This is a genomic window from Streptomyces sp. CB00316 (genome assembly GCF_001905595.1).
Lineage (GTDB): Bacteria > Actinomycetota > Actinomycetes > Streptomycetales > Streptomycetaceae > Streptomyces.
Genome location: NZ_LIXI01000005.1, coordinates 574465 through 587942, shown reverse-complemented (window position 1 = coordinate 587942; position 13478 = coordinate 574465). Strand labels below are relative to the sequence as shown.

The following is a 13478-nucleotide window of genomic DNA, read 5'->3' as shown; positions in this document are numbered from 1 at the left end:
GGCAGTCGCCTCGTGGGGCGCCACTGTGCCCCGGCGACCGCGATGAGGACAACGGCTGTCTGCGGATGCCCCCGCACACGGGGCCGAAACCGTGCGTCCGCGAGTTGGCCGGAGGACGACGTTCCGCGCGGCGGCCGGTCTGCTCACGGCGAGGCGGCAGCGGGCAGCGAACACGTCTCCACCCCCTCGTGGTGGTCCTGCGACCGGGCGGTCCGTCCGGGTCCGTGGCCCGCCGTACCGCACGACCGGTGCGATGACTTGTGGTCAGATCCGGTGTGTCCCTCAGGGAGCCGGGCCTGCCGACCGGGCCCCGGGGGGTGCGTCCAGGGTCTCACGGCGGCATAGGGGCAGGGGTGCGGTCCCAGTCATCCGGCAGCGGTGGAACCCGCCACCGCGGATCGGGCCGCCAGTGCTCCCAGCCGTCCCGGAACGGCGAGCCCCACCCGGTGATCACCTCGACCGCCGCGCGGCCCGCCTCCCGGACCCCTGCGGCGGTCTCCCGGTCCATCAGACCGACGTGCTGCGCCTGGGCGAACTCGTCCTCGTCGAGCCACTTCCAGCTCCGGTCGGGGTTCACGGAGATGTCGAGAAAGTGATCCTCGGAATCTACTCCTCCGGACCACCGCAGACGCGGCTCCTCCAGGTTCACGTACCAGTTCCGGAAGAGCCAGCCCCGGTCCCAGAACAGCCAGACCGACCACGGGTCCCCGGGCCGGGCCAGCTTCAGCACGCCGGAGCCGAACCACCGGGAACGTGTGGTGGTGCGCGGTGCGGTGTAGCGGGTGGCGAGCGGCTCGGCGTGCACCTGGGTGCCGTCGGCCAGGACCGGCCGGACGCATTCGGTGCCGCTCGCCATCCAGACGGCGAGCAGCTCGGCGGTGTCCTGGACGACGGTCACCGGGCGGCAGATGTGCACGGGCGGGGCCCCGGGTGCCCGGTGGGCCCGGCCGTTGTCGCGGTAGCGCCAGAGGATCTGGTCCCCCGGCGCCCAGCGTGCGCACTCTCCCGTACCTGTCATGGATGGATCTTACGGAGCGTCCCCGCCCGCCCGCTGCGACTCAGGTCACCCGGTGTGCCCGGACGGCCGTGCGAGGGTCACCCGGGCGCCCCCAAGGGTCCCGGGCGACCCGTGCGTCACGGCCGTGTCATCCGCAACACGTCCAGCGCCTCGTCCAGTTGCTCCACGGTGAGGTCGCCGCGCTCGACGTAGCCCGAGGCCAGGACGGTCTCGCGGATCGTCGTGCCGTCCTTGAGGGACTGCTTGGCGACCTTCGCCGCCTCCTCGTATCCGATGTACTTGTTGAGCGGGGTGACCACCGAGGGGGAGGACTCCGCGTAGGCGCGGGCCCGCTCCACGTTGGCGGTGACGCCGTCCACCGTGCGGTCGGCCAGCAGCCGGGAGGCGTTGGCCAGCAGCCGTACGGACTCCAGCAGGTTCTTCGCGATGACCGGGAGCATCACGTTCAGCTCGAAGTTGCCGGCCGCGCCCGCCGTGGCGACCGTGGCGTCGTTCCCGGTGACCTGGGCGGCGACCATCAGGACGGCCTCCGGGATGACCGGGTTGACCTTGCCCGGCATGATCGACGAGCCGGGCTGGAGGTCGGGGAGGTTGATCTCGGCGAGGCCGGTGCGCGGTCCCGAGGCCATCCACCGCAGGTCGTTGGAGATCTTGGTGAGCGAGACCGCGATCGTGCGGAGCTGGCCCGAGGTCTCCACCAGCCCGTCCCGGGCACCCTGCGCCTCGAAGTGGTCGCGGGCCTCGGTCAGCGGCAGCCCGGTGGCCGCGGCGACCTCGGCGATCACGGCGGCGGAGAAGCCGGGCGGGGTGTTGATGCCGGTGCCCACCGCCGTACCGCCCAGGGGGAGTTCGGCGAGGCGCGGCAGGGAGGCGCGCAGCCGCTCCACGCCGTGGCGGATCTGCGCCGCGTAGCCGCCGAACTCCTGGCCGAGGGTGACCGGGGTGGCGTCCATCAGATGCGTACGGCCGGACTTCACGACCTCCGCGAACTCGGCCGATTTCCGTCCCAGGGATTCCGCCAGGTGGTCCAGCGCGGGGATCAGGTCGGCGGTGACGGCGGCGGTTGCCGCGATGTGGATGGAGGAGGGGAAGACGTCGTTGGACGACTGGGAGGCGTTGACGTGGTCGTTGGGGTGGACCTCGCTGCCGAGGCGCTCGGAGGCGAGGGTGGCGATGACCTCGTTGGTGTTCATGTTCGACGAGGTGCCGGAGCCCGTCTGGAAGACGTCGACCGGGAAGTGCTCGTCCCAGCGGCCCGACGCGACCTCGGCGGCCGCCTCCTGGATCGCGCCCGCGATGTCCGGATCCAGCACTTTCAGCTCGGCGTTGACCTTGGCGGCCGCGCCCTTGATCCGGGCCAGCGCCTCGATGTGCGCCCGCTCCAGACGCTGCCCGGAGATGGGGAAGTTCTCCACCGCCCGCTGGGTCTGCGCCCGCCACTTGGCGTGGGCCGGGACCTTCACCTCACCCATCGAGTCGTGTTCGATCCGGAACCGGGCAGAGCCGGACGTATCCGCCGACGTGTCGACCATCGTGTTTAAACCTCCTGCAAAAGATGAGCACGTGTCTTGTTCTATGTATTCCCAAGTCGCCTACCGGCCAGTAAATACCCGGGGTAACCACTCACCCGGGAGGCGCAATGAGGCGCACCAGGCTCAGACTTCGAGGGCTCCGCAGCCTTCGCCGGCTCCGCTGTACGGCCGCTGTCACCGCCGCGCTCGCGGTGGCCGCCACCACGATGGCGGTCGCCGGACCGGCCGGCGCGGCCGAGTCGGGTACCGGCACCAGCACCAGCACTATCGCATCGACTCCTCTCCCGCCCGCGCTGGAAACGATCCGGGCGGCCGAGGCCACCCGGCTGTACGGCAGCCCCGCCGAACGGCCGCTCGCCGAACGCAAGACCGGGCTGATCTCACTGGGCGACAGCGAGATCTCCGGCGAGGGCGTCGGCACCTACGACCCCGGCACCAACGGGCCGGACAACTGGTGCCACCGCTCACCTGAGGCCGCCATCCACCGCACGGGCATCGCGGCGGACGTCACGTACAACGTCTCCTGCTCCGGGGCCTATACCGGGAACATCAGAATCGGCGGAAACAAGCAGTACGCCGACGAGCTGGTGCAGAGCGACAGTCTGGCGATCAAGGCCCGCAACACCCGGATCAAGATGGTCGTCCTGGTCGCGGGCGCCAACGACGACCTCCAGTTCGGTCCGGTCATGACGGACTGCGTGGTCCGCTACATCACCCTCCAGGGCCCGTGCGAGCCCAAGTACGCGGGCGGCTGGCAGGCCCGCGTGGACGCCCTGGTCCCCAAGGTCGAGGCGACCGTCCGCGACCTGCGTACGGTGATGACCGGCGCCGGGTACGCCGACAGCGACTACAAGCTCGTCCTGATGGGCTACCCGAGCCCGATCGGCCCGGACTTCTACGACAACCCGAAGTTCCCCGGCAAGCTGATCTGCGGCGGCCTGGGCTACGACTCCGACACCGTCTGGGGCCGTAACACCGCCGTGCCCGCCTTCCAGGTGGGCATGCGCAAGGCGGCCGCCTCCACCGGAGCGGTCTACCTCGACAACTCCCGCCTCTTCCACGGCCACGAGGTGTGCAGCGAGGCTCCCTGGGCGCGCGGGCTCTACATCGACCTGAGCAAGCCCGGACTGCCCGACGAGAACTCCGTACGGCAGTCCTTCCACCCCAACGCGGCCGGCCACCGGGCCTTCGCCTCCTGCCTGACCCAGATGTACGGCTCCGGGCTGCGCGAGGCGAGCTGCGCCGACCCGGCGAGCACCGGCAACCCGGTGCTCCAACGGGCGGCCTGGGACGACGTGTTCACCCCGGTGAAGAACGAGGCCACCGGCACCTGTGTGGACGTCCCCGCCTCGGTGACCCGTAACGGCACCGCGATCGGCGGCTGGGACTGCCACGGCGGCCGCAACCAGAACTGGTGGTACGACGCCGGTACGCAGACCCTGCGCACCGCGCTGAGCCACGACCGGTGCCTGGACGTGTCGGGCGCCAAGTACAACCCGGGCGCCACGCTCATCGTGTGGGACTGCGCGGGCGCGGCCAACCAGAGGTTCGTCCGCCAGGCGGGCACCATCCGCCCGGCGGCCGCGACCGGGCTCTGTCTGACGCTGGCGGGGGCCAAGGACCCGCTGAAGCTCCAGACGTGCGACGGCAGCGCGAAGCAGCGCTTCGTGTAGGCGTCCGGCGCACGGTGGGTGGCGGGGGCGTCCGCCACCCGCCGTGCGCGGTCAGTTGCCCGTCATCACCGCGCCCAGGATCGCCGCCAGATACGCCGGGTCCTTCACCCCGCACAGCTCGCGCGCCGAGTGCATCGAGAGGCCCGGCACCCCCACGTCCACCGTGGTGACGCCGAGGCGGGCCGCCGTGAGCGGGCCGATCGAGGTGCCGCAGGGCATCGCGTTGTTGGAGACGAACGGCTGCCAGGGGGCGCCCGCCCGCTCGCAGGCGGCCGTGAACATCGCGATGCCGGTGGAGTCGGTGGCATACCGCTGGTTGACGTTCACCTTGACCGTCGGGCCGCAGTTGGGCAGTGGGCGGTGGTCGGGGTCGTGGCGCTCCGCGTAGTTGGGGTGCACCGCGTGCGCCATGTCGGCGGAGACGCAGAACGTCCCCGACAGGGCCCGCGACCGGTCCTCGTCGCTGCCGCCCCGGGCCGCGACCGAGCGCGAGAGCACCCGCTCCAGCAGCGGGCTCTGGGCCCCCGTCTCGGAACCGCTGCCGACCTCCTCGTGGTCGAAGGCGGCCAGTACCGGGACGAAGGACGGCTCGGTGACCCCGGTCGCGGCGTCCACCAGCGCGGTCACGCCGGCGTGCACGGAGACCTGGTTGTCCAGCCGGGACGCCACGACGAACTCGCGCTCGGCGCCCAGGTATCCGGGCGGCTGGATGTCGTGCAGCATGAGGTCCCAGCCCAGCACGTCTGCCGGGTCCTCCCCGGCGGCCGCCGCGACCAGCCGCAGCAGCTCGCCCTCGCGCGGGTCGCCCAGCGCCCAGATCGGGGCGATGTGGCGCTGCCGGTCCAGCGCCACGCCGTCGTTGACCGTGCGGTCCAGGTGGATGGCCAACTGCGGTACGCGCAGCAGGGGTTCGTCGATCTGGACCAGTCCGCTGCGCGGGGTGCCGTCCGGGCCGCCGCGCAGCGCGAGCCGGCCGGAGATGCCGAGGTCCCGGTCGAGCCAGGTGTTCAGCGGGACCCCGCCGTAGATCTCCACCCCGATCTGCCGCCACCCGGAGGAGCCGGTGTCGGGCGCGGGCTTGATCCGCAGGTTCGGCGAGTCGGTGTGGGTGCCGACGATCCGGAACGGGGTGTGCGCGGGCGCGCCCTCGGGGACGTACCAGGCGATCAGCGCACCGGCCCGGCTGACGAAGCAGCCGCCGGTCGCCCCGGTCCAGTCGTCCGTGCCGAGCAGCTCGCGGAATCCGGCCTTCTCCAGCCGCTGGGCGGCGCTCGCGACCACGTGGTACGGCGAGGGGCTGGCGGCGATGAAGGCGAGCAGGTCGTCGGTGTGGCTGCGGTGGGGGGCCGGAGTCATTCGGCGTCCGCCTTTCCGGAGTTCGGCAGTGGCTGCGCGGGCGAAGGGCCGCGGGGCACCGAAGCACCCGGCGGATCAGGCCGGTGGAGAATTTCAGGAACGTTCGACAACCCTTCGCGGTGCCCCCGCGCGGCGCAAGCCCGGAAGGCGGCGGGCTGCGGGAAAGCGGCGGTGCCGGACCGGCCATCCGCCGGGCGCGGTGACGGGGGCTCGCGGCCCCGGAGTGCGGGATGTTCCCTAACGCCTGTTCGCGCGGTGTCCGTTAGGGCGAGCTGACAGCGCCCGGCCCCTGGCGCCCGAGCGGCCTTCGCGACGGGCGGCAGCCGTGGGACGGGGCCCATCGCGCCTGTTCCGCACCCGATCGGGCAGGTGACCTCCGTTGTCGCGAGATTGGCTTGATATCGACGTACGGGGGCGTCTTCGCACCTGGAGGCGGCCCGAACCCGGCCCGAACACGCAGGAGGGGGCGCCCGTTCGGACGCCCCCTCCTCGTCGACTCCCTGTCGACCGCTTCCGGTGGCCGGTCAGCCCAGGCCGGGGCCCCGGACCGGAATGCTGGTGAACGTCGGCGCCGGGGCGGGCTCGGTGAAGAAGTCGTTGCCCTTGTCGTCGACCACGATGAACGCGGGGAAGTCCTCGACCTCGATCCGCCAGACCGCCTCCATGCCGAGCTCCTCGTACTCGACGACCTCGACCTTCTTGATGCAGTCCTGCGCGAGACGGGCCGCCGGGCCACCGATCGAGCCCAGGTAGAAGCCGCCGTGCGCACCGCAGGCGTCGGTGACCTGTTTGCTGCGGTTGCCCTTGGCCAGCATCACCTTCGAGCCGCCCGCCGCCTGGAACTGCTCGACGTAGGAGTCCATGCGGCCGGCCGTCGTCGGGCCGAAGGAGCCGGAGGCGTACCCCTCGGGCGTCTTCGCCGGACCCGCGTAGTACACCGGGTGGTCCTTCAGGTACTGCGGCATCTCCTCGCCCGCGTCCAGCCGCTCCTTGATTTTGGCGTGCGCGATGTCACGCGCCACGACCAGCGGGCCGGTGAGCGAGAGCCGGGTCTTGACCGGGTACTTGGTCAGCTCGGCCAGCACCTCGTCCATCGACCGGTTGAGGTCGATCTCCACGACGTCCCCGCCGGCCTCGTCGAGGTGCTCGTCGGTGGTGTCGGGGAGGAAGCGCGCCGGGTCCCTCTCCAACTGCTCCAGGAAGACGCCCTCGGCGGTGATCTTCGCGGTGGCCTGCCGGTCCGCCGAGCAGGAGACGGCGATGGCGACGGGCAGGGAGGCGCCGTGGCGGGGGAGCCGCACCACGCGCACGTCGTGGCAGAAGTACTTGCCGCCGAACTGCGCGCCGATCCCGATCTTCTGCGTCAGCTCGAAGACCTTCTCCTCCAACTCCTTGTCCCGGAAGCCGTGCCCCGTGGGGGAGCCCTCGGCGGGCAGCTCGTCCAGATAGTGCGCGGAGGCGTACTTGGCGGTCTTCAGCGCGAACTCCGCCGACGTGCCGCCGACCACGATCGCCAGGTGGTACGGCGGGCAGGCCGCGGTCCCGAGCGAGCGGATCTTCTCCTCCAGGAACTTCATCATGGAGGCCTCGTTGAGGACGGCCTTCGTCTCCTGGTAGAGGAACGACTTGTTGGCCGAGCCGCCGCCCTTCGCCATGAAGAGGAACTTGTACGCGCCGCCGTCGGTGGCGTACAGCTCGATCTGGGCCGGAAGGTTGGAGCCGGTGTTCTTCTCGTCCCACATGGTCAGCGGGGCCATCTGCGAGTAGCGCAGGTTGAGCTTGGTGTACGCGTCGAAGATGCCGTGCGACAGGGCCTCCTCGTCACCGCCCTCGGTCAGCACGTTCTGCCCGCGCTTGCCCATGACGATGGCCGTACCGGTGTCCTGGCACATCGGCAGGACACCCGCGGCCGCGATGTTGGCGTTCTTCAGGAGGTCCAGCGCCACGAACTTGTCGTTGGAGGAGGCCTCCGGGTCGTCCACGATCCGCCGCAGCTGCGCCAGGTGGGCCGGGCGCAGATAGTGCGAGATGTCGTGCATCGCCTCGGCGGCCAGCGTGCGCAGCGCCTCCGGCTCGACCTTGAGGAACGTACGGCCGTCGGCCTCGAAGGTGGAGACACCCTCGGCGGTCACCAGGCGGTACGGCGTGGTGTCCTCTCCCAGGGGGAGCAGATCGGAGTACGCAAACTCTGGCATTACGGCCATTCCTCACTCGGTGACAGCGGCTGACCTCCCTTGGGCAGCGCATCAACCAGGGTAGAACGCGGCATCCGTACCGGCCCTGTGAGGTAAGGCTCACCTGGAGGGCCCTCGTGGGGGGCCGGCCGGGAGGCGCGCCACCCGGAGGGGTAGTCGCGATCTATCGCGTTTGGGTACGCTGGGCCGGTGGACCTAGAGAAGCAGCCCCAGCAGCCCGCCCGGCCGGCCGCCCCGCCCGCCCAGGTCTCGCCCGCCGAGGCGGCGCCCGGCGACTCGATCCGCGCCTCCGACGCCGACCGCGACCGGACCGCGGACATCCTGCGCGAGGCGATGGCCGAGGGGCGCCTGACGGCGGACGAGCACGCGGAGCGGGTCGACCTCGTCTACCGGGCCAAGACCGTCGGTGAACTCCAGCCGCTGGTCCGCGATCTGCCCGCCGCCTCCTCGGGGGCCGCCTCGCGCCCGGCGCCGCAGCCGTACGCCTACGGCCCCGAGCCCCACGACGGCCCGACGGACAACCTCGTCGCGGTCTTCAGCAGCGCCACCCGCAAGGGCCGTTGGCGCGTCGGCCCCCGGACGAACGCCTTCTCGCTGTTCGGCAGCGTCGAGATCGATCTGACCGAGGCGCTTTTCAGCCAACGACTCACCGTCATCAACGCCACCTCCATCTTCGGCAGTGTCGAGATCCGGGTGCCGGAGAACGTCACGCTGCGCGGCAGCGGAACGGGCGTCCTCGGCAGCTTCGAGATCCGCACGCTGGAGTCGGTGGACCCGGAGGCGCCGGTCGTGGTCGTGAACGGCTATGCCGTCCTCGGCAGCGTGGAGGCCAAACCCAAGCGGGGTAAGTTCGTCGCGGACCTCCAGCGGCGGCTGCGCAAGCACCTCGGGCACTGAGAACGGCTCGGACGGCTCGGCGGACGCACGTTCGAGAATCAGCCAGAACGCCTCCCGGGGCCCTTGTCGCGCGCCGTGCGCCGGTGCCACTCCGTGCATAGGCGTACACGCAGCGGGTATGGACTGCTGCATCGTCTCTCGCTCGCGAAGCCGTAGCCGTCGTCAGGAGTAGACCGTGCTGCAACCGCCGCATCAGCCTCTGCAGGTCGCCGCCGTTCCTGCCCAGCGGACCCCCGCCCGGGAGGACGAGGCGGGCCCCTGGCACTCGGAGGCGGTGTGCCGCCGGGACGAAGCCGGGCTGTTCTTCGCCCCGTCGAAGGAGCCGACCGCCGCCCGACTGGCCCGTGAGGAGGCCGCCAAGCGGGTCTGCGCCCGCTGCCCGGTGATGGTGGCGTGCCGGGAGCACGCACTGATGCAGCCCGAGCCGTACGGGGTGTGGGGCGGCCTCACCGCCGCCGAGCGCCGGGTGGCGCTGGCCCGCCGGCGCCGGCGCGACATCGAGCTGACCGCCGCCGCACCGGCGGAGCGCATAGCCGCGGCGGGCTGAGACCTCGGCGGGGAGGGGGCGCGGGGGCCGTGGCCCCCGCGCCCCCTCGTTCACTCCTCCTGTTCCTACTTCGCGCGGTCGAAGTCGATGGCGCTGTAGGCGCGCAGCTTCGACAGCCGGTGGGTCGAGGAGATCGTCCGGATCGTGCCGGACTTGGAGCGCATCACGATCGACTCGGTGGTCGCCGTCTCCGCGCGGTACCGCACACCGCGCATCAGCTCACCGTCGGTGATCCCCGTCGCCACGAAGAACACGTTGTCGCCGCTGACCAGGTCGTCGGTCGACAGCACCCGGTCCAGGTCGTGGCCCGCGTCCAGCGCCTTCTGCCGCTCGGCCTCGTCCTTGGGCCAGAGCTTGCCCTGGATGACACCGCCGAGGCACTTTATGGCGCACGCCGAGATGATGCCCTCGGGGGTGCCGCCGACGCCCATCAGCAGGTCGACGCCGGTGCCCTCGCGGGCGGCCATGATGGAGCCCGCCACGTCGCCGTCGGAGATGAACTTGATGCGGGCGCCGGTCTCCCGGATCTCCTTGACGATGCCCTCGTGGCGGGGGCGGTCCAGGATGACGACGGTGACGTCCTCGGGCGTTGAGTTCTTCGCCCGCGCGACACGCCGGATGTTCACCGCCACGGGCGCGTCGATGTCGACGAAGTCCGCCGCCTCGGGACCCGTGACCAGCTTGTCCATGTAGAAGACCGCGGACGGGTCGAACATCGCCCCGCGGTCGGCGGCCGCCAGCACGGCGATCGCGTTCGGCATGCCCTTGGCGTTGAGCGTGGTGCCGTCGATCGGGTCGACCGCGATGTCGACCTCGGCGCCGGTGCCGTCGCCGACCCGCTCGCCGTTGAACAGCATGGGGGCTTCGTCCTTCTCGCCCTCCCCGATGACGACGACGCCGTTCATCGAGACGGTCGAGACGAGGGTGCGCATGGCCTTCACGGCGGCGCCGTCGGCGCCGATCTTGTCGCCGCGGCCCACCCAGCGCCCGGCGGCCATCGCGGCGGCCTCGGTGACCCGGACCAACTCCAGGGCCAGGTTGCGGTCGGGGGCCTCCGGGGAGACCTCCAATGGGGACGGCAGATGATGCTCGGACATCGGAGCGCACCTTTCTGTACGGCGACGACCGGATATGAGGGTGCTGTGACTCTATCGGTAGGTCGATAAAATGAGCAGTGCGGGTCACGCATGAGCGCCCCGGTCCGTGTCCCCGCCGCCACCCAGGGTCAGCGCCCACACCCGGCCCCACCCTGCGGCCGGGTGTTCCGGGCCGCGTGCCACCATGGATGCCGTGGCAGAGAGCAAGCGAGGCAAGCAGACGGCCAGGAACATGTTCCTGTCGACCGTGGTGACCGCCGCCTGTGCGGGCGTCATCTACATGTTCGTTCCGCACGACGAGAGCCTCGACCCGGTCAAGGCCGTCGACTTCACCGTGGAACTGGCGACGGTGCGCGTCGCCGCCCCCTACCCGGTCGCCGCGCCGGAGGGCCTGCCGGAGAAGTGGAAGCCGACCTCCGTCTCGTACGACGCCACCGCCGGCAAGGCCTGGCACATCGGCTTCCTCGACCCGGACGGCAAGTACGTCGCGGTCGAGCAGTCCACGGCCGCCGCACGGTCGTACGTCCCCCGGGTCAGCCAGAAGGCCAAGGACACCGGGACCACCGAGAAGGTGGCGGGCCGCGAGTGGCAGGTCTGGGAGGGTGACAAGTACGACGCCCTCGTTTTGCCGGAGAAGGGTCACACCACCGTGGTGACCGGCTCGGCCCCCAGGGAGCGGCTGGTGGAGATGGTCGAGGCGCTGAAGACGGAGCCGGCCGGGGGCCCGGTGCCCTCGGCTTCCGCTTCCGTGTCCGCCCCGGCTTCGCCGTCTGCTTCCTGACGGCGGCCTCCCTGGCTGTACGTACGCGAAGGGGCCCGGAACACGTGGTGCACATGGTGTTCCGGGCCCCTTCGCGTGGCCGCGTCGCCGCTCAGACGGTGGTGACGACCTCGTCGTAGGAGAGGCGCGGGCTGCGCGGGAACCAGGCGTCCTCGCCCGGCTTGCCGATGTTGACGACCATCAGCGGGGTGTGGTCGCCGTCCAGGAACTCCTTCTGGATGCCGGCGGCGTCGTAGCCGGTCATCGGTCCGGCGGCCAGGCCGGCGGCGCGGACGCCGATGATGAAGTAGGCGGCCTGGAGCGCGGCGTTGAGGCCGGCGGCCGACTCGCGGACCGGGCGCTCGGCGAAGAACATGTCCTTGGCCTGCGGGAAGTGCGGCAGCAGCGCCGGGAGCTCCTCGTGGAACTCGTTGTCGGCGGCCAGGATCGCGACCAGCGGGGCGGTGGCGGTCTTCGGGCGGTTGCCCTCGGCCATGTGCCGCACCAGGCGCTCGCGGCCCTCGGCCGAGCGGACCAGGACCAGGCGCAGCGGCGACTGGTTGAAGGCGGTCGGGCCGAACTTGACCAGGTCGTAGATCGCCTCGACCTGCTCGTCGGTCACCGGCTCGTCGGTGAAGGTGTTGGCGGTGCGGGCCTCGCGGAAGAGGAGGTCCTGGGCGGCGGGGTCAAGAACGAGGGACATCTGGGGTCAAACCTTCCGAAAGGGCGTGGGGGGACAACGCACTGACCGTAACGGAGAGGTAGGTTAACTTTCAACTAAAACCGGAGGGGAGTGATCCACTCCACAGCTCCTCCGGTTCTCCGAGTGCTCAGCCGTCGGAGCCCGGACCCCCGCCGGACTCGTCCTGCGGCCGGGCCAGCGCCGCGTCCAGCCGGGCCCGTGCGCCCTCCAGCCAGTGGCGGCAGATCCTCGCCAGCTCCTCGCCCCGCTCCCACAGGGCCAGCGACTCCTCCAGCGTCGTGCCGCCCGCCTCCAGCCGGCGAACCACCTCGATCAGCTCGTCCCGCGCCTGCTCGTACCCGAGCGTGCTCGTCGCGGCAGCCGCCGCCGTACCGTCGTCCGTCATGTGATCCACCCTAGGTCTGTCGTCTTCCGGTCCCACGCGCCCAGCCTCGTCACCGAGGCTCACCCGCCCCCGTCCACCCGCACCGTGAACTCGCCCTCCGACACCCGCGCCCGCAGCGGCTCACCGGGCGCCCCGGCCTCGTCGGGGGAGCGCACCACACGGCCGTCGGGCCGCTGGAGCACCGCGTACCCCCGCTCCAGCGTGGCGGAGGGAGACAACGAGACGACCCGGGCCCGGGTGTGCGCGAGCTCCGAGTCGGCCCGGTCCAGCAGATGGCCCAGCACCCGGCGGCTCCGCCCGACGAGCGCGTCGACCTCCGCCGCCCGCTCGTCCACCAGCCGCTGGGGCCGCTCCATCGCGGGCCGGCCCAGCGCGTGCGCGAGCCCCCGCTCCTCGCGGTCGAGGATCCCCCGTACGGTCCGCAGCGCCCGGTCCCGGAGCTGCTGCACCTTCTCCAGCTCCTCGCCCACGTCCGGTACGACCTTCTTGGCCGCGTCCGTAGGCGTGGAGGCGCGCAGGTCGGCCACCAGGTCCAGCAGCGGGGAGTCAGGCTCGTGGCCGATCGCGGAGACCACCGGCGTACGGCAGGCGGCGACGGCCCGGATCAGCTGCTCGTCGGAGAACGGCAGCAGGTCCTCCACGCTGCCGCCGCCCCGGGCCACGACGATCACGTCCACCTCGGGCAGCGCATCCAGCTCCTCGACCGCCTGGACCACCTGGCTGACCGCGTTCACCCCCTGCACGGCGGTGTTGCGGACCTCGAACCGCACGGCGGGCCAGCGGCGGCGGGCGTTCTCCAGGACATCGCGCTCGGCGGCGGAGGCCCGCCCGCTGACCAGCCCGATGAGCTGTGGAAGAAAGGGGAGCGGCTTCTTCCGGTCCAGTGCGAAGAGCCCCTCGGCGGCGAGAGACTTCTTCAGCTGCTCCAGCCGCACCAACAGCTCGCCGATGCCCACCGGCCGTATGTCGGTGGCCCGCAGCGACAGCTGCCCCCGGGGCGCGTACCACTCGGGTTTGGCGAGGACGACGACGCGCGCGCCCTCGCTCACCACGTCGGCGATCCGGTCGAACACCTGCCGGAAGCAGGTCACGCTCACCGAGATGTCGTGGGACGGGTCGCGCAGGGTCAGGAAGACGACCCCGGCACCCGGCCGCCGCGAGAGCTGGGTGATCTGCCCCTCCACCCAGATGGCACCGAGCCGGTCGATCCATCCGCCGATGAGGCGCGACACCTCACCGACGGGCAGCGGTGCTTCCGCGGACGTGTTGAGAGCCATGCGCCCGAGCGTATCGGGACGCACCGACAGTGACGGCG

12 protein-coding genes are annotated in these 13478 nt (G+C 71.5%); 4 read left to right on the top strand and 8 right to left on the bottom strand.

Features of this window, described 5'->3' with window-relative positions:
- Positions 1 to 331 precede the first annotated feature (331 nt).
- The gene (locus tag AMK21_RS17260) at positions 332 to 1018 is read right to left on the bottom strand and encodes a DUF402 domain-containing protein (RefSeq protein ID WP_073878798.1); all 687 of its coding nucleotides are present in this window, start codon (positions 1016 to 1018) and stop codon (positions 332 to 334) included.
- 116 nt (positions 1019 to 1134) lie between these two features.
- On the bottom strand, positions 1135 to 2550 hold the full coding sequence (locus tag AMK21_RS17255; RefSeq protein ID WP_073878796.1) for a class II fumarate hydratase: 1416 nt from the start codon (positions 2548 to 2550) through the stop codon (positions 1135 to 1137).
- Positions 2551 to 2657: 107 nt separating this feature from the next.
- Between AMK21_RS17255 and AMK21_RS17250 the strand changes: the two genes are divergently transcribed.
- A complete protein-coding gene (locus AMK21_RS17250; RefSeq protein ID WP_073878794.1) occupies positions 2658 to 4223 on the top strand; it encodes a ricin-type beta-trefoil lectin domain protein in 1566 nt (521 codons plus the stop codon).
- Positions 4224 to 4274: 51 nt separating this feature from the next.
- Here the strand turns inward: AMK21_RS17250 and AMK21_RS17245 are convergent, their stop codons facing one another.
- Complete coding sequence (locus tag AMK21_RS17245) at positions 4275 to 5579, bottom strand: M18 family aminopeptidase (RefSeq protein WP_073878792.1); 1305 nt, start codon at positions 5577 to 5579, stop codon at positions 4275 to 4277.
- Between the two features lie 524 nt (positions 5580 to 6103).
- Positions 6104 to 7774, bottom strand: coding sequence for a fumarate hydratase (locus tag AMK21_RS17240; protein WP_073878790.1), 1671 nt, complete (start codon positions 7772 to 7774; stop codon positions 6104 to 6106).
- Positions 7775 to 7963: 189 nt separating this feature from the next.
- On the opposite strand from AMK21_RS17240, the gene AMK21_RS17235 reads away from it, so the two are divergent.
- Both AMK21_RS17235 and AMK21_RS17230 read left to right on the top strand, forming a co-directional pair.
- Entirely contained in the window at positions 7964 to 8671 is a 708-nt protein-coding gene (locus AMK21_RS17235; protein WP_073878788.1) for a DUF1707 SHOCT-like domain-containing protein, read from the top strand.
- A gap of 175 nt (positions 8672 to 8846) precedes the next feature.
- Positions 8847 to 9218, top strand: coding sequence for a WhiB family transcriptional regulator (locus tag AMK21_RS17230; protein ID WP_015611061.1), 372 nt, complete (start codon positions 8847 to 8849; stop codon positions 9216 to 9218).
- Between the two features lie 65 nt (positions 9219 to 9283).
- On the opposite strand, the gene glpX is transcribed toward AMK21_RS17230, so the two are convergent.
- Positions 9284 to 10315, bottom strand: coding sequence for a class II fructose-bisphosphatase (glpX, locus tag AMK21_RS17225; RefSeq protein WP_073878785.1), 1032 nt, complete (start codon positions 10313 to 10315; stop codon positions 9284 to 9286).
- A gap of 184 nt (positions 10316 to 10499) precedes the next feature.
- Here glpX and AMK21_RS17220 point away from each other — a divergent pair, with 184 nt between their 5' ends.
- A complete protein-coding gene (locus tag AMK21_RS17220) occupies positions 10500 to 11096 on the top strand; it encodes a DUF4245 domain-containing protein (RefSeq protein WP_073878783.1) in 597 nt (198 codons plus the stop codon).
- A 91-nt stretch (positions 11097 to 11187) separates the two neighbouring features.
- Here AMK21_RS17220 and AMK21_RS17215 read toward each other — a convergent pair whose 3' ends face one another.
- From AMK21_RS17215 to xseA, 3 genes are all read right to left on the bottom strand, one after another.
- A complete protein-coding gene (locus AMK21_RS17215; protein WP_073878781.1) occupies positions 11188 to 11778 on the bottom strand; it encodes a malonic semialdehyde reductase in 591 nt (196 codons plus the stop codon).
- 127 nt (positions 11779 to 11905) lie between these two features.
- Positions 11906 to 12163, bottom strand: a complete 258-nt coding sequence (locus AMK21_RS17210) for an exodeoxyribonuclease VII small subunit (RefSeq protein WP_073878779.1) — start codon at positions 12161 to 12163, stop codon at positions 11906 to 11908.
- A gap of 59 nt (positions 12164 to 12222) precedes the next feature.
- The gene (gene xseA / locus AMK21_RS17205) at positions 12223 to 13440 is read right to left on the bottom strand and encodes an exodeoxyribonuclease VII large subunit (RefSeq protein WP_073878777.1); all 1218 of its coding nucleotides are present in this window, start codon (positions 13438 to 13440) and stop codon (positions 12223 to 12225) included.
- Positions 13441 to 13478: the final 38 nt, after the last annotated feature.